This is a genomic window from Pyxidicoccus sp. M15 (assembly GCF_056858435.1).
On the sequence record NZ_CM166495.1, the window covers coordinates 8,390,608 to 8,408,515 of the forward strand.

Genomic DNA, 17,908 nt, shown 5'->3' on the forward strand with positions numbered 1-17,908 from the left:
GCCCATGCCCGTGCGCGCCATCCTCCTCCCGCTGCTCTTGCCGGCCCTCGTGGTGGCGGTGCTCGTCGCCGTGCTGGACACGCCCGGCGGCGCGCTGGCCGCGGCGCTCGTCACGCTGGCCGGCTCCCTCATGGCCCTGGGCGTCAGCCGGGGGGCCCTGCAGCGACAGCTGGACACGCTGGCCCTCCACACCCGAGGCCGCGCCGAGGGCGCGCTCCCCGCCCCCGTGTCGGACCCGGACCAGCTGGAGGAGGTGGCCAACCTGGAGGGCGCCATCGACTCGCTCCACACCCGGCTGTCCGCGCAGAACACGCGGCTCACCCAGGAGGCCCGCACCCTCACCGCCGTGCTGGACGGCATGGCCGAGGGCATCTGGGTGACGGACGCGGATGGCACCGTGGTGCGCCACAACGACGCGCTCCGCGACATCCTCCAGCCCAGCACCTCCGGAGAGCTCATCGGCCAGCGCCCGCTGGCGCTGCTGCGCAACGACGTGCTCCATGACGCGGTGATGCGCGCCTGCCGCGAGGGCGCCTCCACGCGGCTCGAGCTGGAGCTCGAGGCCCTGTTCCCCCGCACGCTGTCCGTCCGGGTGACGCCGCTGGGCCGTGACTTGCCGGGCAGCGCCGCCGTCTTCCACGACATCACCGAGCTGCGGCACCTGGAGAAGGTGCGCAAGGACTTCGTGGCCAACGTCTCCCACGAGCTGCGCACGCCGATTACCGCCATCCGCGGCTACGCGGAGACGCTCCAGGGCGGCGCGCTGCACGACGCCGTCATGGCGCCGAAGATGGTGGAAATCATCCACCGCCAGTCCGAGCGCCTCTCCGAGCTGGTGGAAGACTTGCTGGAGCTGTCCCGCCTGGAGTCGCGCGAGGTGCGCCTGACGCTCACCGAGGTGACGCTGGCCGAGGCCGCCGCCCGCGCCGCCGACACGGTGCGTCCCAAGGCCGAGGGCAAGTCGCAGCGGGTTTCACTCCACGTCCCGGCGGAGCTGCGAGCCCTGGGAGACCCGCGCGCGGTGGAGCAGGTGCTCCTCAACCTCCTGGACAACGCGGTGAAGTACACGCCGTCCGGGGGACGGGTGGACGTATACGGTGCGTGTGAGGAAGACCGCTGCGTGGTGCGAGTGAAGGACACCGGGCTGGGAATCGAGCCCCGGCACCTGTCCCGCATCTTCGAGCGCTTCTACCGGGTGGACAAGGGGCGCAGCCGCGACATGGGCGGCACCGGCCTGGGCCTCTCCATCGTCAAGCACCTGCTGCAGGCCATGGGTGGGGAGGTCCGGGTGGAGAGCCAGCCCAACGAGGGCAGCACCTTCACCATTTTTCTTCCCCGGGCCGCTCCCTCCAAGGCTGCGACCGGCTAGGATGGGGCGACCATGCGGGTCGCCATCCTCGCGGACATCCACGGCAATCTTCCTGCCTGCGAGGCTGTCCTCGAGGACATCACGCGCTCGGTAGCGCCCGACTACATCGTCGCGGCCGGAGACCTCGCGCTGCGCGGCGCGCACCCGCGCGAGACGGTGGACCTGCTCTTCGACCGCTGCGACTCGGTGCTGATGGGCAACACCGACTGCTACCTGGCGGGCAACTACCTGGGTGGGGCCTACCGCGAGCGGGACCACTGGAAGACGGAGCTGTTGCGCTGGACGAGAGACCAGCTCGGCGGAGAGCTGCTGCAGAAGCTGGGCGCCCTCCCCTTCTCCGTGCGCTACACGCCGCGCAAGGGACAGGACCTCTTCGTCTGTCACGCCAACCCGCGCAACCTCGAGGAGTCGCTGGACCCCACGCTGGACGACGTGGCGGTGCGCCGCTTCTTCAACCACCTGGACGCGGCCGCGTGCGCCTTCGGGCACCTGCACTTCCCCTACCGCCGCCGCGTGGGGCGGATGCTCATCGCCGACGTGGCCAGCGCGGGCATTCCGCGTGACGGAGACCTCCGTCCCGCCTACGGCGTCTTCACCTTCACGCCCAAGGGCTGGCGGGTGCAGATCCGCCGCGTGCGCTACCCGGTGCGCAAGGCCACCCAGGCCCTCACCGCGCGCCGCGTGCCCGGCGGCCCGCTGCTCATCCACAAGCTCGTGGAAGCGCGCTACCGCCACCACAACGCCCTGCTGGAGGCCGCGCGCCGCCACTCCGGCCTGCCCCCGCCGGGCCCCGTGCTCCGCCCGCCGCCCGGCGCCGTCGCGCGCAACCTGGCCACGCCGCTCGACGGCCGGGCCCCGCCGGACGTGGACCCCGGCACCCTGCCCGCGGACATGGACGGCACCGTGACGGACGCCACCCCGCTGCCGCTGGACATCCTCAACGACATGGAGGGCTGAGCCCCCGCCCCTCCCGCGGAGGCAGCCCGGGTGTTCAGACAGCCACGCTCGGGGACGCGCGGGCGCGAATGTCGCAGTGCCGTTGCTTGCGCGCGGGCCCGGGCGGTGTGATTCACCGCCGCCATGTCACCCCGAGAGCTGCCGCTGCTGCTGGTCCGTCACGCCGTGGCGGAGGACTCGCACGAGCTGGGCGACGAGGCCCGCGCCCTCACCTCCGAGGGCCGCGCGGCCTTCCGCCACCATGCGCGCAAGCTGGCGCGCCTCACGCCGCTGACGGGCATCGTCACCAGCCCGCTGGTGCGCGCGGTGCAGACGGCGGAGCTGCTCTGCGAGGCCTTCGGCCTGTCCAGCGTGGAGGTGCACCCCGCGCTGGTGCCCGGGCATGGCGCGCACAAGCGCATCCTCAAGCTGGCGCGCCACCTGGGGCCGGGCTGGGCGCTGGTGGGCCACAACCCCTCGCTGGAGCGCGCGGCCACCCTCGCGCTCGACGGAGAGCCCTTGCCGGACAAGCTGCGCAAGGGCGCCGCCCTGGCCCTGCGGCCCCTCTCAGACAAGGGCTTCACCCTCGCGTGGTGGGCCACGCCGGGCCGGCCGGTGCGGCGCCCCGGCGACAGGCGCTGAAGCGCCCTCAGCCCTCCGCCGCGCCCAGGATGAAGGACAGCACGAGCAGGGCCAGCACCGCGGTGGTGATGGCCACGTAGCGCGTGTCCCGCTGCTGCCGGAAGATGAGCAGCGACAGCGCCACGCGCATCACCGGCACCGCCATCATCACCAGCAGCCCGGACATGACGAAGGACTGCCCGCGCGCCGCCATGGCCCCGGCCACCACGTCCGACAGGCCGTGCGGTACCGGGTGCGGCGCGGTGAGCCGCTGCAGGGCCTCCGACGAGACGAGGTAGTCCGGGTGGCGCAGGAAGGTCACCAGCGTGCCCAGCGTCACCAGCGTCAGGCTGGCCAGCACGCCGTAGCGCAGCAAGTCACTGATGAGCAGCTCCGGGACGAGCGGCACCTGCTCGGTCTCCACCTCCAGCGCGGTGGTGACGACCTGCGGCTCCCCCCGCCTCGGAGCTTCCGGCCCCTCGCTCATGACACCCACCCCTTGTGCAGCATCTCGTACGCCACCCACAGCAGCAGCACGACGAAGAGCCCGCGCAGCCAGGTGCTGTTCACCCGCGACATCAGGTGGCGCGAGCCCAGCCACGCGCCCAGCGTGACGCCCACGCACACCGGCCCGGCGATGAACGGGTCGATGTAGCCTCGCGCGAAGTAGACGCCCGCGCTGGCCGCCGCCGTCACGCCAATCATGAAGTTGCTGGTGGCGGTGGACACCTTCAGCGGCAGCCGCATGGCCAGGTCCATGGCCGGCACCTTCAGCGCCCCCGAGCCGATGCCCAAAAGCCCGCTCACCGTGCCCGCCACGTACATCAGCCCCAGCCCCAGCAGCGGCCGGGTGACGCGGTAGGGCACCTCGCGCCCGGAGGCCTCGTCCCAGTAGCTGCCGTGCAGCGCCAGCCGGTCCGCCAGCGCATCCGCGGGCACCGGCGTCTCCTCATGCGCCCGCATCCGCCGGAGCATGGCCAGCGCCGAGTACGCCATGACGGCGCCGAAGATGAGGTACACCACGCGCCCCGCGACGAGGCCGGCCATGTACGCGCCGGTGAGCGCGCCCGCCGTGGTGGCCAGCTCCAGGAACATGGCCACCCGCATGTTGGCCATCCGGTCGCGCACGTACGCCGCCGCCGCGCCGCTGGAGGTGGCGATGACGGAGACGATGGACGCTCCCACCGCGTAGCGGATGTCCACCTTCAGCCACAGCGTGAGGACGGGAATCAGGATGAGCCCGCCGCCAATGCCCAGCAGCGAGCCCAGCAGTCCCGCGCCCACGGAGAAGCAGAGGACGACGAGCGTGAAGAGGAAGGGAGTCATCGGAGCGCGAGCGCATCCTTCCTCGCTCGCGCCCTTTTTCCAACAAGAGGACGGCGCCTTTCGCGCCGCCCCCTCGAGCCTGCCTGCTCGCTTGCGTCAGCGCCCGTTGGCGACGGCGAGCAACTGGGACGCCCCGACACTCAGCCCCGTGGCGTCATTCGCGGAGGCCTCGTCGTCCGTCGTGGACAGGCTGCCGCCCAGCTCCCGCAGCAGCGCCTCACCCACCAGCTCGTCCATGGCGACGAAGCGGCCCTGCGTGGGGCGCCAGGCGTGGACCTGGGCATGGGCGATGTCGAACCACCAGGCATGCAGCCGGAGCGTGCCCGCCGCGAGCCGCTCCTTCACCACCGGGTACGTCCTGATGTGCTCCAGCTGCTGCAGGACGTTGAGCTGCGAGAGCCGGTCATGCTCCGGCAGCCCCTCGCCCACCGGGCTCCCGGCGCGCAGCGCGCGCAGCGAGGCCTCGCCGTGCTTGAGCCAGTGGGCCAGGTTGGGCGTCTCCGGCCCCACGCCCCCCGCCAGGATGGCCTTCATCGCGCCGCAGCTCGAGTGGCCGCAGACGACCACGTCCTCCACCGGCAGGTGCTTCAGCGAGAACTCCAGCGCCGCGGGCTCGGACTGGTCTCCCGTGGAGTGGCCTTCGGCGTCCGAGGGCGGCACCAGGTTGCCCACGTTGCGGACCACGAACAGGTCTCCCGGGTCCGTGGACACGAACAGGTTCGGCACCACGCGGCTGTCCGCGCAGGAGATGAAGAGACAGTCAGGGTACTGGCCCAGGGCCAGCTTCGCGAAGACGTCGCGGTAACCCGGACGGGCGTTGTGCTGGAAGTCCAGCAGACCACGGATGAGCTTCTTCACTGTGCACCTCCAGAAACGAGATTGTTCGAAGAGACCCGCTCGGCCAGGGCCGCGGTGGCTGACTTGCGGGTGCCCTTGTGGGTCCAGATGTCTTCCAACGACTCACCACTCACGCTGCCGCCCGTCTTGCGGTGCGTGGCACACCAGCTCGCCAGGGCCTCGTGCCCCGAATGGTCCAGCGTCTCCAGCGCCAGGTCCAACTCCACCCGCGCGCCGGTGGGCACCTGCGCCAGCGCCGTGGACAGCTTCGGCACGCCCACGAAGGTGAGCGCGCCCGACACGCTGACCTGGTACGTCTCGCCGTGCTTGCGCACATTCACGCGGACGCTGCCCAGGTGCCACAACAGCCGCAGAATCGCCACGAGCAGCCCCAGGCCGATGCCCGCCAGCAGGTTGATGCCGACGACGCCCGCCACGGTGACGAGGTAGACGGGCAGCTCTCCGCGGTGGTGCAGCTCGCGGATGTGGTCCACGTTCACCAGCTTCACGCCGACCACCACGAGCAGGCCGGCCAGCACCGTCAGGGGCACCAGGCCCGCGACGGCGCCCAGCATCGTGACGAAGAGCAGCAGCCACACGCCGTGCATGAAGCCCGACATCCGCGTCTTCGCGCCGGCGCCGATGTTCGCCGCGCTGCGCACGATGACGCCGGAGATGGGCAGCCCGCCGACGAGGCCGGACACCGTGTTCGCCATCCCCTGCGCGAACAGCTCCTTGTCCAGGTTGGCGCGCGGCCCCGAGTGCATCTTGTCCGTGGCCACCGCGCACAGCAGCGACTCGGCGCTGGCCACCAGCGCCAGCGACAGGACGGCCGCCACGAACGCACCCCAGTTGCCCTCGGGCAGCGACGGGAGCTGGAAGTTGCTCAGCAGGTTCTCCGGCAGCTGCACGCGCGTCACGTCCGCGCCCCACAGCGCCGCCACCACCGTGGCGCCCACCACGGCCACCAGCGGGCCGGGCACCGCCTTCAGCCGCTTCACCGGCATCACCTGCCACGCCACCAGCAGACCGATGGTGAGCAGGCCCAGCATCGCCGCGGGGCCGTGCACGTCCGCCAGCTGCCCCGGCAGCTCCTTCAGGTTCTGCCACGCGTTGGACTGCGGCGCGCCGCCCAGGACGATGTGCACCTGTCCCAGGACGATGAGGATGCCGATACCCGCCAGCATGCCGTGGATGACGGCCGGGGAGATGGCCAGCGCCGTGCGCGCCACCTTCAGCCCGCCCAGGATCATCTGCAGCACCCCGGCCGCCGCGACGACGGCAAACGTCGTCGTCAGCCCCAGCGTCTGGATGAAACCGAAGACCATCACCGCCAGCCCGGCCGCGGGCCCGCTCACCTGGAGCGGCGCGCCACCGAACAACCCGACCACCAGCCCTCCCACCACGCCGGCAATCAGGCCGGAGATGATGGGCGCGCCCGACGCGAGCGCGATGCCCATGCACAGGGGCAGGGCTACTAGGAAGACCACCAGGGAGGCAGGCAGGTCCGCGCCGAGCGACTTCCACGCGGATGCCCCGGTCCCAGGACTTTTCAACTCCACCATCACACCTCCACGAGCAGGCGCCATGACCTGGCGCACACAGTGCCCGGGGGCCTTCGCAACATGCGTGCCGACGCGTTGGCCCCTCGCGTCAGAGGGAACGCTTCCGGCGGGGGGGGGGGAGGGGATGAAAGCCTTTTGAAGTGGGTGCCCGGGGGCTGAAAGAATCTTGAATGCCCGCCTGGCGTCACTCCTCGCCGAGCCGGCGGAGGAAGGTGGGATACGACAGCCCGACGGCCCGGGCGGCCTCCATCCTCCGGCCGTCGAGCCGGTCGAGGACGTGGCGGACGTAGAGGCGCTCCACCTCTTCCAGCGGGCGGGGCGGGCCCGCCACCACGAAGGCGTCCGGGTCCAAGGGGGAAGGCGTGGCGTCGCCGCGCGGCTCCAGCGCCTGCAGCTCCAGGGCGGGCCCCGACTCCAGCACCAGCGCGCGCTCCAGCACGTTGCGCAGCTCGCGCACGTTGCCCGGGAAGGGGTAGCGCTCCAGCCGCTTGACGGCCGCGGGAGAGAAGCCCACGGGCCTGCGCCCCAGCTCGGCGCACAGCTCCGCCACCAGCGACTCCGCCAGCGGCATCACGTCCTCGCGCCGCTCGCGCAGGGGCGGCAGCTCCACCCGGAAGACGCTCAGGCGGAAGTAGAGGTCCTCGCGGAAGCGGCCCTCGGCCACCTCGCGCGTGAGGTCCCGGTTGGTGGCGGCCACCACGCGCGCGGTGCTCTGCAGCTCCACCGTGCCGCCCAGCCGGCGGAAGGCCCCCTGGTCCAGGAAGGTGAGCAGCTTCGCCTGGAGGCCGAGCGGCAGCTCGCCGACCTCGTCGAGGAAGAGCACGCCGCCGTTGGCCACCTCCACCAGGCCGCGCCGGGCCGCGCGCGCGTCGGTGAAGGCGCCGCGCTCGTGGCCGAACAGCTCGCTCTCCACCATCGTCGCGGGCAGCGCCGCGCAGTTGACGTGGACGAAGGGCCCCTGCCCTCCGCGCAGGGCGTGCAGGTGACGGGCAATCACCTCCTTGCCCACGCCCGTCTCGCCCAGCAGCAGCACCGCGCTGCGCGGCGCCGTCGCGATGCGCTCCAGCATCTGCAGCGCGGCCGACATCGCCGGGGAGCGGGGACGCAAGAGCCGGTGCCGGCCGCCCAGCTCGCTCTCCGCCTGGCGCAGCCGCTCGTGCAGCTGCACGTCCGCGGCGGCCCGGCGCGCGCGCAACACCAGGTCGTCCAGCTCCACCGGCTTGGACAGGTAGTCGCGCGCGCCCGCCTTGATGGCCTCCACCGCGTTGGCAATGTCCCCGTGCGCCGTCACCAGCAGCACGGAGGTGTCCGGGAACTGGGTGCGCAGCTCGGGGAGGAAGTCGATGCCGTCCCCGTCGGGCAGGCGCCTGTCGAGCACCACCACCTCCGGCGCCTCGCGCGACAGGGCCGCGCGCGCGTCGTGGAGCGAGTGCGTCGTCGTCACCCGGAAGCCCTCCTGGCGCAGCACCGACGCGGCCAGCGCGGCGAAGGTCCGGTCGTCGTCCACCAGCAGCAGATGGGTGCTCATGGCGTGCGCTCCAGGGGCAGCCGAAGCGTGAAGCGACTGCCCTGCGGACTGCGGCGATAGTTCAGGCTTCCCCCGTGAGCTTCGACGGAGGAGCGTGCCATGGGCAACCCCAGGCCGATTCCCTTCGCCCGGTTTGTGGCGAACGGATCCCACAGCCGCGGCTCGAGCCCGGGGTCCACGCCCCCCGCGTTGTCCTCCACCACCAGCACGGCCTCCTCGCCTTCCCGCGTCAGGCTCACCGACACCCACGGCTCGGGCCGCAGCCCCGTGTCCCGGGCCACCGCGCCCGCCTCCACCGCGTTGCGCACCAGGTTGTCGATGGCGGACACCAGCAGGGCCGCGTCCCCCTGCACCATCAGTCCCTCCGCCAGCTCCGTCCGCAGCTCCACGACCTCGGACTCGGGCAGCATGCTCACCGCCTGCAGCGCGTCCTGCGCCAGCAGCCGCAGCTCGCAGCTGCGCCGCAGCGCCGCGCGGGGCGAGCCGAAGGACAGCAGCGAGCGCGCCAGGTGCCCCAGGCGCTCCACCTGCGAGCGCAGCGCCCGGACGGGCAGCTCGCTGCCCGCGGCGGTGTGCCGCAGCACGGACAGCGCGGCCTGGATGCCGTTGAGGGCGTTCTTCACCTCGTGCGCGATGAGCGCCGCCGCCGTGCCCAGCGCCGCCATCGTCTCCTGCCGCCGCAGCCGGTCCTCGGCCGCGAGCAGGGAGCGGTAGGAGCGACGGAAGAGGAGGATGAGCAGCACCAGCGTGGTGACGAGCAGCGCGATGTGGAAGGCCAGCTGCCTGAGCAGCCGGGAGCGCAGGTCCGCCGTGGCGGTCTCCTCCTCCAGGACCACCAATAGCAGCCCGCTGCGCCCCACCCACGCCGCCGCGCCCACCAGCGGGTTGCCGGAGAGGGTCAGCGGCCCGGGGACATCCGCGAGCGCCCGCAGCCGCTCCGACGCCTCCGGCGGGCTCGCGCCCCGGGGGGACGGCAGCAGGAACCGGCCGCGCTCGTCCATCAGCAACTGCGTCGTTCCGGCGGTGGTCCGCGTGGGCAGGGCCCCCGCCCGCACCTCCCCCATGAGCACCCCGCGCAGCACGCCGTTGCCCATCATGGGGACGGCGACGACGAGCGGACCGCCCTCGCGCTCGAGCAGGTCTATCTCCGACGCGTGCCGCTCCACCATCCGCCGGAACCAGGGGCGCTGCGTCACCGGCGAGTCCCCCAGCGACATGCCGGGCGGGTCGCTCCACAGCCGCTTGCCGTCGGGGCCGAGCAGCGCCACCCCCTCCGAGAAGAGGGACGAGTGGTAGAAGGCACTGTCGAGCAGCGCCTCCTCCGCCGGCGAGGTGCCGTCCTCCGGGAAGAGCGCGGGGTGCCCCGAGACACGGGCCAGCTCCGCCTCCAGCACGCCCAGGTGGACGCTCAGCGCGTCCGCCTGCACGCGGGCCATGTTCGACAGCCGGGTGAGCAGCTCCTCGCGCGCGCGGCGCACGTCCTCGACGTAGCCGATGACGGGGCTCGCCAGCGCGAGCAGTCCGACGAGGCCCAGGCCGAGCAGCGCGGAGCGGCCGCCCCGGCGCTGCGCGTGCGCCAGCTCCCCCGGCGTGGGGGTCAGCGAGGGGACGGGGGACGAGGGTGGGAGCTGGGGTTCCATGGGTGCGTTGGGAGATCTACACCGGAGCGGGGCACTCCATCCCAACTGTCTTCCCCGGAACCTCACGCAGTTGTTGCAGACGCGTCACGCGGGAGAAAGCCGGGACGCGCACATTGCGTGCGCCATGTCCCATGTCCTCATCGTCGACGACGAGCAAGACCTCGCGGAGCTGATCGACTTCAACCTTCGCGGAGCCGGCTTCACCACGCGCGTGGCCCACACCGGAGAGGTGGCCCAGGCCGCCGCCCGCGAGCAGAAGCCGGACCTGGTGCTCCTGGACCTGATGCTGCCGGACATGTCCGGCATGGACGTCTGCCGGCAGCTCCGCGCCTCCACCCTGACGCGCGACGTCCTCATCGTCATGCTCACCGCCAAGGGCGAGGAGGCGGACCGCATCCGCGGCTTCGAGGCCGGCGCGGATGACTACGTCGTCAAGCCGTTCAGCGTGCGCGAGCTGGTGCTGCGCCTCAAGGCCATCCTCCGCCGGGGTGGCCCGCCCACGGACGGCGTCGCGCCCCGGCTCATCGGCGCCCTCAAGCTGGACGTGGGCGCCCACCGCTTCTACGTGGAGGGCAAGGAGGTGCAGCTCACCGCGCTCGAGTTCCGCCTCCTGGAGTACCTGATGACGCGACCGGGCCGCGTCCAGACGCGAGATCAGCTCCTCGAGGAGGTCTGGGGCCTGTCCTCCTCCCTCGAAACGCGCACCATCGACACGCACGTCATGCGCCTGCGCGACAAGCTCGGCCCGGCGCGCGCGCTGCTGGAGACGGTGCGAGGTGTCGGCTACCGCATCATCGACCCGTCCGCCGCCTGACGGCTGTCACACGTTCGTGATGCACGTTCACCCATTTGTGACAGGCGGGACGCGAAAAGGACACACGGCTTCCATAGATCGCCACGCGGCGTAACACACCGGAGCCCCCACATCCTATGCGTAACCTCTTCGTTGCACTGTTCACCCTGACCTCCAGCGTGGCCCTGGCCCAGACGACAGAGCCTCGGCCCGGCGCGGGTGACGCGACGACCCCCTCCACCGAGACGTCCCCGGCCGCCGAGACGGCCGAGGCTCCCGAGGCCTCCGAGACGCCCGAGGCCCCGAGCATCGACGAGCGGATGACCACCACGGAGGGCAAGGTCACCTCCCTGGAGGAGCAGAACGCCGAGACGAAGACCGACCTGTCCGCGCTCAAGAAGCTGAAGCTCTCCGGCTACGTCCAGGGCCGCTACCAGTACCAGCAGAGCCTGGACGACTCCGGCACGGGCGGCTTCAGCCGCTTCGCCGTGCGCCGCGGCCGGCTCAAGACGACCTACACCACGGACTGGGCGCAGATGATGCTGCAGATCGACGCGGTGCCCGACACCGGCGTGACGGTCCGTGACGCCGAGGCCACCTTCTTCATCCCCGGGACGAAGCAGGCCATGAGCCTCACCCTGGGCCAGATGAAGTGGCCCTTCGGCTACGAGGCGGTGCAGTCCTCCAGCGACCGGGAGATTCCCGAGCGCAGCCGCGTGGTGCGCGCCTTCCTCCCCGACGAGCGGGACCGCGGAGCGAAGTACACCAGCGCGTTCCTCAAGGGCATGGTCAACCTCGACGTCGGCGTGTTCGACGGCGACGGCATCTTCAACCAGGGCTTCGTCGGCGCGGACAACGACAAGGAGAAGGACATCATCGGCCGCGCCGGCTTCGACCTGAAGTGGCTCTCCGGTGGCATCTCCGGCTGGTACGGCCACACCCTGGGCCGCAAGCCCACGGACACCTACCGCGTGGCGTATGACCGCACCCGCGTCGCGCTGGACGCGCAGATGTACCTGGACGTGCTGCCCTTCGGCGGCACCGCCATCAAGGGCGAGTACATCACCGGCACGTCGTACTGGAAGAGCTCGGGCAACACGAAGGTGGAGCAGTTCGGCGTGCCGGCCAGCGGCTGGTACGGGCTGCTGGTGCAGAACGTGGGCCTGACGGACGCCGTCGCCGTCCGCTACGACTACTTCGACCCCGAGAACGGCCGTCCCGACGTCGCCACCCCGGAGGGCAAGCCCGGCGGCAACAACTCGGTGGGCACGCTCGCCGTCGCCCTGCTCCACTACTTCTCGGAGAACCTCAAGGCCACCCTTGCGTACGAGCTGCCGATGACGGCCGCGCCCGACGCCGCGGAGGACCCCCACGACAACCTGCTCACCTTCCAGCTCCAGGCCCGCTACTAGGCCCGCCGCCCACCCACCTCATCTTCGAAAGAGACCCACAATGAAGACCTTCCTCAAGTCAATCGTCGCGGTGCTCCTGCTGGCACTGCCCCTGGCCGCCCAGGCGGGCAACGTCACCGTCAAGGGCTCGGACACCATGGTCATCCTCGGCCAGCGCTGGGCCGAGGAGTTCATGAAGAAGACCCCCGACGCCAAGGTGCAGGTGACGGGCGGCGGCTCCGGCACCGGCCTGGCGGCCCTGCAGAACGGCACCACGGACATCGCCATGTCCAGCCGCGAGATGAAGGACGCCGAGGGCAAGAAGCTGCGCGCCCGCTACAACACCACCGGCGTGGAAATCTCCGTGGCCAAGGACGGCGTCACCTTCTACGTCAACGCCGCCAACCCGGTGACGTCGCTCACGATGGAGCAGCTGCGCGACATCTACCTGGGGGACGTCACCAACTGGAAGGAAGTGGGCGGCCCGGACGCGCCCATCGTCGTCTACTCCCGTGAGAACTCCTCCGGCACCTACGTGTTCGTGAAGGACAACGTCCTCAGCGGCGAGGACTTCACCTCCGCCGCCCAGACGCTGCCCGGCACCGCCGCGGTGGTGAACGCCGTCGCCAAGGAGAAGAACGGCATCGGCTACGGCGGCGCCGCGTACGCCAAGGGCATCAAGGAGCTGAAGGTCAAGAAGGGCAACGAGGAGATTGACCCCTCCGCGGAGAACATCAAGTCGGGCAAGTACCCGCTGTCGCGCGACCTGTACTTCTACCTGCGCAACAAGCCCGCCGGTGAGGTGAAGGCCTTCATCGACTTCGCCCTCTCGCCCGAGGGGCAGGCCATCGTCACCAAGGTCGGCTACTTCCCCGTGAAGTAGTGCCGCCGTCACACGATTGTCACGCGAGGCCTTGACGCACATGGATAGACAGGTGGTCATGCAGCAGGGCCTCACGGAAACCATGGCAGTGCCGCGGCTTTCTCCGGCGGCGCGGCGACGCCAGCTCCGGGAGAAGGTCATCGCGGGCTTCGTCACGCTGGTGGCCTTCACCGGCATCGCCGCCCTCGTGCTCATCATCGTCTTCGTGGCCAAGGAGGCGCTCGCGCTCTTCCTGGAGCCCGAGGCCCGCCACGAGGCCAGCCTCTCCAAGATGTTCCTGCCGCAGGTGGTGCGGCAGGGAAAGCCGCCCGCCTTCGTCTGGCAGCCGGTCTCCAATGTCCCCAAGGTCAGCATGATTCCGCTGTTCATCGGGACGCTGAAGACCACCGCCGTCTCCATGCTGGTGGCCGTGCCCGTGGGCGTCTTCGGCGCGCTGTACGCCGCCGAGTTCGCCCCGCGCCGCCTGCGCGAGCTGCTCAAGCCCGTCATCGAACTGCTGGCGGGCATCCCCTCGGTGGTGCTGGGCTTCTTCGCGCTGATGGTGATGGCCACCGTGCTGCAGGACGCCTTCGGCCTGCACACCCGCCTCAACGCGCTGGTGGCGGGCTTCGGCCTGGCGCTGGCCATCGTCCCCGTCATCTTCACCGTGGCCGAGGACTCGCTCACCGCGGTGCCGCGCAGCTACCGCGAGGCGTCCCTGGCGCTGGGCGCCACCCCGTGGGAGACGGCGTGGAAGGTGGTGCTCCCCGCCGCGGCCCCCGGCATCCTCGCCGCGTGCGTGCTGGGCTTCGGGCGCGCCATCGGCGAGACGATGATCATCCTCATGGCCTCGGGTAACGCGGCCATCGTCTCCGCCAGCCTGGGCGACTCGGTGCGCTCGCTGTCGGCCACCATCGCCGCGGAGATGGGTGAAGTCGTGGTGGGCAGCCCCCACTACTCGCTCCTCTTCTTCATCGGCGTGCAGCTGTTCCTCTTCACCTTCGTCCTCAACATGATTGCGTCCGCCTGGACGAAGAAGGTCATCAAGCGCCTGACGGGGAGTGCCTCGTGACGTACACCACGCGCCGAGCGGTGGGGCTGTTCCTCACGACGCTCACCGGACTGGCCGCCTTCCTCATGGTGGGCATGCTGGCGCTCATCCTCCTGGACGTCATCGCCAACGGCGCCAGCAACGTCACCTGGACGTTCCTCACCCAGCCGCCGAGCGACGGCATGATGGGCGGCGGCATCTTCCCCGCCATCATCGGCACCGCCGCGCTCACGTTGCTGATGACGCTGGCGGTGATGCCGGTGGGCGTGCTCACCGCCGTCTACCTCCACGAGTACGCCGCGCCGGGCTCGCGCCTCGCGGCCTGGGTGCGCGTGGCCGTCGTCAACCTGGCCGGCGTGCCCTCCATCGTCTTCGGCCTCTTCGGCCTGGGCTTCTTCATCCTCTTCGTCGGCCGGGGCATGGACCGCGCGCTGGGCTACGAGGAGATGCACTGGGCGCAGCCGGGCATCCTCTGGGCGTCGCTCACCCTGGCGGTGCTGACGCTGCCGGTGGTCATCGTCTCCACGGAGGAGGCCCTGCGCGCGGTGCCCATGGACCACCGCACCGCGAGCCTCGCGCTGGGGGCCACCCAGTCCCAGACGCTGATGCGGGTGGTGCTGCCCGGCGCGCTGCCGGGCATCCTCACCGGCGCGGTGCTGGCCATCTCCCGCGGCGCGGGCGAGGTGGCTCCCATCCTCTTCACGGGCGCGGCCTACTTCCTCCCGGATTTGCCCAGCCACCTCAACTCGCAGTTCATGCACCTGGGCTACCACACGTACGTGCTGGCCACGCAGTCACCGGACGTGGAGGCCACCCGCCCGCTGCTGTATGCGACGGTGCTGGTGCTGCTGCTGCTCACCTTCGCCCTCAACCTCGTCGCGGTCATCATCCGGACGCGCACGCGCCGCAAGGCCGCCGGCGCCCACTGAGAGACGGTACGCCTTCCATGTCCCTCCAGCCCCATGCCCCCCGCCCGAAGATGGAGTCGCGGGAGCTGACGCTCCGCTACGGCACCAAGACGGCCATCAACAAGGTCTCCCTGGCCATCCTCGAGCACCGGGTGACGGCGCTCATCGGCCCCTCCGGCTGCGGCAAGTCCACCTTCCTGCGCTCGCTCAACCGGATGAATGACCTGATTCCGGGCACCAACCACACGGGCCACATCCTCCTGGACGACACGGACATCCACGACCGCAGCGTGGACGTGGTGGACCTGCGCCGCCGCGTGGGCATGGTGTTCCAGAAGTCCAACCCCTTCCCCAAGAGCATCTTCGAGAACGTGGCCTACGGCCTGCGCGTGGGGGGGACGAAGGACAAGGCGGAGCTGGCGGCCCGGGTGGAGAAGTCCCTGCGCGGCGCGGCCCTCTGGGACGAGGTGAAGGACCGCCTCAACGAGAGCGCCCTCGGCCTGTCCGGCGGCCAGCAGCAGCGCTTGTGCATCGCCCGCGCCATGGCCGTGGAGCCCGAGGTGCTGCTGATGGACGAGCCCGCCAGCGCCCTGGACCCCATCGCCACCGCGAAAATCGAGGAGCTCATCCACGAGCTGAAGGCGCAGTACACCATCGCCATCGTCACCCACAACATGCAGCAGGCCGCGCGCGTGTCGGACCGGACTGCTTTCTTCTACATGGGCGAGCTGGTGGAATGCGGGGCCACGGAGCAGATCTTCACCAACCCTCGCGAGAAGCGCACCGAGGACTACGTCACCGGCAAGTTCGGGTGAGCGGTAGAGCGGAAGAAGGGACACGGGAGATGGCGGCGACCCACACGGACAAGGCCTTCGAGCAGGACCTGCGGGACTTGCGGGAGAAGCTCCTCGCGATGGGGGCCAAGGTGGAGAACCTCATCGCCCAGAGCATGAAGGCCCTCACCGAGCGCGACAGCGTGCTCGCGGAGAAGGTCGTCGCGGCGGACAAGGACGTCAACCGCCTGGAGGTGGAGATAGACGAGCTGTGCCGTCGCATCCTCGCCCTGCGCCAGCCGGCCGCCAGTGACTTGCGCCTCATCACCACCGCGCTGAAGATCGTGACGGACCTGGAGCGCATCGGCGACCTGGCCGTCAACATCGCCGAGCGCTCCATCGACCTGAACCAGGTCCCCCCGCTCGCGCCCTACGTGGACACGCCGCGGCTGGCGGAGCTGGCCCAGCAGCAGGTGAAGCGGGCCCTGGACGCCTTCGTCTCCGGCGACGTGACGAAGGCCGAGGAGGTGCTCCAGGGGGATGACCTGCTCGACGCCCTCTTCCTCAAGATCTTCAACGAGCTCCTCGCGTACATGATGGAGGACTCGAAGAACATCCGCCGGGCCACCGCGCTGATGTTCATCGCCAAGCACCTGGAGCGCATCGGCGACCACGCGATGAACGTGGCGGAGATGGTGGTCTACATGGTGCGCGGCAAGGACATCCGCCACCCGCGCAGCCGCAACCTCACCGACTAGCCGGACGGCTTCATCAGGGCGTCACACCGAATTGCCCCGGGCGCCGCGAGCGCTTCGCGGGCCTGACGCGAGCCCCCTCTAGTGGAGCGTCCGCGAGATTCTTCGACATAGTCGAAGAGGGTTCGCGGCCCCAGCACTCGGGCTCGCAAAGTGGCTTGCCTCGACTATGTTGGATTACTTCGCGGACGCGCCACTAGCGTGCCACCCAGGTCGCGCAATGCCTGCGCGCCGACTTCGGGGACTGCCCGCGAATGCTGCTCGCCTCCGGCCTCCTGCTGCTCGCCGCCCTCTTCGGCCTCACCGCCCTCTTCATCCAGTACCTCCTCGTGCTCCGGCACCGGCGCGACGCGCCCCGCGTCCTCCCCGCGGGCGCGCCCCGGCCCGGCATCTCCATCCTCAAGCCGCTGTGCGGCGTGGACGACGACCTGGAAGCGAACCTGGAGCAGTTCGCCCGGCTCGACTACGCGGGGGACTACGAGGTGGTGCTGGGCGTGAAGGACACCCGGGACGCGGCCTTCGCGGTGGCGCGGGCCGCCGTGGCGCGGTGGCCGGGGCGCATGCGCCTGGAGCTGCAGGAGGGCGAGCCGGGACTGAATCCGAAGGTGAACCAGCTCATCACCCTGGCGGACCGGGCGCGCCACGACGTGCTGGTCATCAGCGACAGCAACACGCGCGTGGCGCCGGGCTACCTGGAGGAGCTGGCCGCGGCCTTCGCGGACCCGGAGGTGGGCTGCGTGACGCACCCGGTGGCGGGGCTGGGGGAGAAGAGCTTCGGCTCGCTGCTGGACAACCTCTACCTGGCCTCCAGCGCGGCGGCGGGGATGATTGCCGCCAAGCGCCTGGCGGGCCAGGACATCGTCGTGGGCAAGTCCATGGCGCTGCGGCGCGAGGACGTGGACGCGCTGGGCGGCTTCTTCTCCGTGAAGGACGTGCTGGCGGAGGACTACGTCATCGGCCAGTGGGTGACGCGCAAGCTGGGCAGGCGCGTGGTGGTGGCGCGCACGCCGGTGTTCAACGTGTCGCTGCGCAAGAGCGTGAAGGCCTTCTTCCAGCGCTACCTGCGCTGGAGCGTCATCCACCGCACCGCGGTGTCTCCGTCCACGTACCTGGCCCAGGCGCTGCTCAACCCGGCGCCGCTGGCCGTGTTGGGCACCCTGCTCTCCCCCTCCCCCACGACGGGGATGGTGGCCATGACGGTGGTGCTGGGCAAGGTGGCGGTGGACCTGGCCACGTGCCGCGCGCTGCGCGCCGAAGCGCTTCCCTGGGACGCGGTGCCGGGGGTGCTCGTCAAGGACGCGCTGCTCTTCGCGACCTGGTGGCACGGCGTCTTCTTTCGCACGGTGGACTGGCGCGGCACGAAGCTGCGCGTGGCCCCGGGCACCCGGCTGGTGCCGGCGCGCGCGCCCACGTCTGTTCCCGAGCACACGCTTCACGCGCGTGAGGAGTTGCTGGTGGGCGAAGTCGCGAGCTGATGCACGACTGTCGCAAAGCACTTGCTACCCATTCACCAGAAGGCCCTGATGCCGCCGCGAGGAATGCCTATCTACAAG

17 protein-coding genes are annotated in these 17,908 nt (G+C 70.8%); 11 read left to right on the plus strand and 6 right to left on the minus strand.

What is annotated here, in order from left to right; translation table 11 throughout:
* Window positions 1-4 precede the first annotated feature (4 nt).
* The 3 genes from ACX9TP_RS30960 (at window position 5) to ACX9TP_RS30970 (ending at window position 2,947) form a co-directional block, all read left to right on the plus strand.
* Window positions 5-1,369, plus strand: coding sequence for a sensor histidine kinase (locus tag ACX9TP_RS30960; RefSeq protein WP_482974232.1), 1,365 nt, complete (start codon window positions 5-7; stop codon window positions 1,367-1,369).
* Between the two features lie 12 nt (window positions 1,370-1,381).
* The gene (locus tag ACX9TP_RS30965) at window positions 1,382-2,326 is read left to right on the plus strand and encodes a metallophosphoesterase family protein (protein ID WP_482974233.1); all 945 of its coding nucleotides are present in this window, start codon (window positions 1,382-1,384) and stop codon (window positions 2,324-2,326) included.
* Between the two features lie 123 nt (window positions 2,327-2,449).
* Window positions 2,450-2,947 (plus strand): SixA phosphatase family protein, encoded by a 498-nt coding sequence (locus tag ACX9TP_RS30970; protein ID WP_482974234.1) that lies wholly within the window; start codon window positions 2,450-2,452, stop codon window positions 2,945-2,947.
* A 7-nt stretch (window positions 2,948-2,954) separates the two neighbouring features.
* Here ACX9TP_RS30970 and ACX9TP_RS30975 read toward each other — a convergent pair whose 3' ends face one another.
* The 6 genes from ACX9TP_RS30975 to ACX9TP_RS31000 form a co-directional block, all read right to left on the minus strand.
* Window positions 2,955-3,413 (minus strand): DUF1634 domain-containing protein, encoded by a 459-nt coding sequence (locus tag ACX9TP_RS30975; protein ID WP_482974235.1) that lies wholly within the window; start codon window positions 3,411-3,413, stop codon window positions 2,955-2,957.
* Window positions 3,410-4,252: a sulfite exporter TauE/SafE family protein gene (locus ACX9TP_RS30980; protein WP_482974236.1), complete on the minus strand. Its 843-nt coding sequence runs from the start codon at window positions 4,250-4,252 to the stop codon at window positions 3,410-3,412. Before ACX9TP_RS30980 ends, ACX9TP_RS30975 begins: the two co-directional genes overlap by 4 nt.
* Before the next feature lie 96 nt (window positions 4,253-4,348).
* A complete protein-coding gene (locus ACX9TP_RS30985; RefSeq protein WP_482974237.1) occupies window positions 4,349-5,110 on the minus strand; it encodes a carbonic anhydrase in 762 nt (253 codons plus the stop codon).
* The gene (locus ACX9TP_RS30990) at window positions 5,107-6,654 is read right to left on the minus strand and encodes a SulP family inorganic anion transporter (protein WP_482974238.1); all 1,548 of its coding nucleotides are present in this window, start codon (window positions 6,652-6,654) and stop codon (window positions 5,107-5,109) included. Before ACX9TP_RS30990 ends, ACX9TP_RS30985 begins: the two co-directional genes overlap by 4 nt.
* A gap of 184 nt (window positions 6,655-6,838) precedes the next feature.
* Window positions 6,839-8,182: a sigma-54-dependent transcriptional regulator gene (locus tag ACX9TP_RS30995; protein ID WP_482974239.1), complete on the minus strand. Its 1,344-nt coding sequence runs from the start codon at window positions 8,180-8,182 to the stop codon at window positions 6,839-6,841.
* Window positions 8,179-9,822, minus strand: coding sequence for a sensor histidine kinase (locus ACX9TP_RS31000; protein ID WP_482974240.1), 1,644 nt, complete (start codon window positions 9,820-9,822; stop codon window positions 8,179-8,181). The genes ACX9TP_RS30995 and ACX9TP_RS31000 overlap by 4 nt, the downstream gene beginning before the upstream one ends.
* A gap of 124 nt (window positions 9,823-9,946) precedes the next feature.
* Here ACX9TP_RS31000 and ACX9TP_RS31005 point away from each other — a divergent pair, with 124 nt between their 5' ends.
* The 8 genes from ACX9TP_RS31005 (at window position 9,947) to ACX9TP_RS31040 (ending at window position 17,830) form a co-directional block, all read left to right on the plus strand.
* Entirely contained in the window at window positions 9,947-10,636 is a 690-nt protein-coding gene (locus tag ACX9TP_RS31005) for a response regulator (protein WP_482974241.1), read from the plus strand.
* A gap of 116 nt (window positions 10,637-10,752) precedes the next feature.
* The gene (locus ACX9TP_RS31010; RefSeq protein WP_482974242.1) at window positions 10,753-12,027 is read left to right on the plus strand and encodes a porin; all 1,275 of its coding nucleotides are present in this window, start codon (window positions 10,753-10,755) and stop codon (window positions 12,025-12,027) included.
* Between the two features lie 40 nt (window positions 12,028-12,067).
* Complete coding sequence (locus ACX9TP_RS31015) at window positions 12,068-12,889, plus strand: phosphate ABC transporter substrate-binding protein (protein ID WP_482974243.1); 822 nt, start codon at window positions 12,068-12,070, stop codon at window positions 12,887-12,889.
* 40 nt (window positions 12,890-12,929) lie between these two features.
* On the plus strand, window positions 12,930-13,940 hold the full coding sequence (pstC, locus tag ACX9TP_RS31020; RefSeq protein WP_482974244.1) for a phosphate ABC transporter permease subunit PstC: 1,011 nt from the start codon (window positions 12,930-12,932) through the stop codon (window positions 13,938-13,940).
* Complete coding sequence (pstA, locus tag ACX9TP_RS31025; protein WP_482974245.1) at window positions 13,937-14,848, plus strand: phosphate ABC transporter permease PstA; 912 nt, start codon at window positions 13,937-13,939, stop codon at window positions 14,846-14,848. Before pstC ends, pstA begins: the two co-directional genes overlap by 4 nt.
* 50 nt (window positions 14,849-14,898) lie before the next feature.
* Window positions 14,899-15,642 carry a phosphate ABC transporter ATP-binding protein PstB gene (gene pstB / locus ACX9TP_RS31030; RefSeq protein ID WP_482982248.1) on the plus strand — a complete coding sequence of 248 codons (744 nt, stop codon included), beginning with the start codon at window positions 14,899-14,901 and terminating at the stop codon, window positions 15,640-15,642.
* Window positions 15,643-15,671: 29 nt separating this feature from the next.
* Window positions 15,672-16,358 (plus strand): phosphate signaling complex protein PhoU, encoded by a 687-nt coding sequence (phoU, locus tag ACX9TP_RS31035; RefSeq protein WP_482974246.1) that lies wholly within the window; start codon window positions 15,672-15,674, stop codon window positions 16,356-16,358.
* A gap of 251 nt (window positions 16,359-16,609) precedes the next feature.
* Window positions 16,610-17,830, plus strand: coding sequence for a ceramide glucosyltransferase (locus ACX9TP_RS31040; RefSeq protein ID WP_482974247.1), 1,221 nt, complete (start codon window positions 16,610-16,612; stop codon window positions 17,828-17,830).
* Window positions 17,831-17,908: the final 78 nt, after the last annotated feature.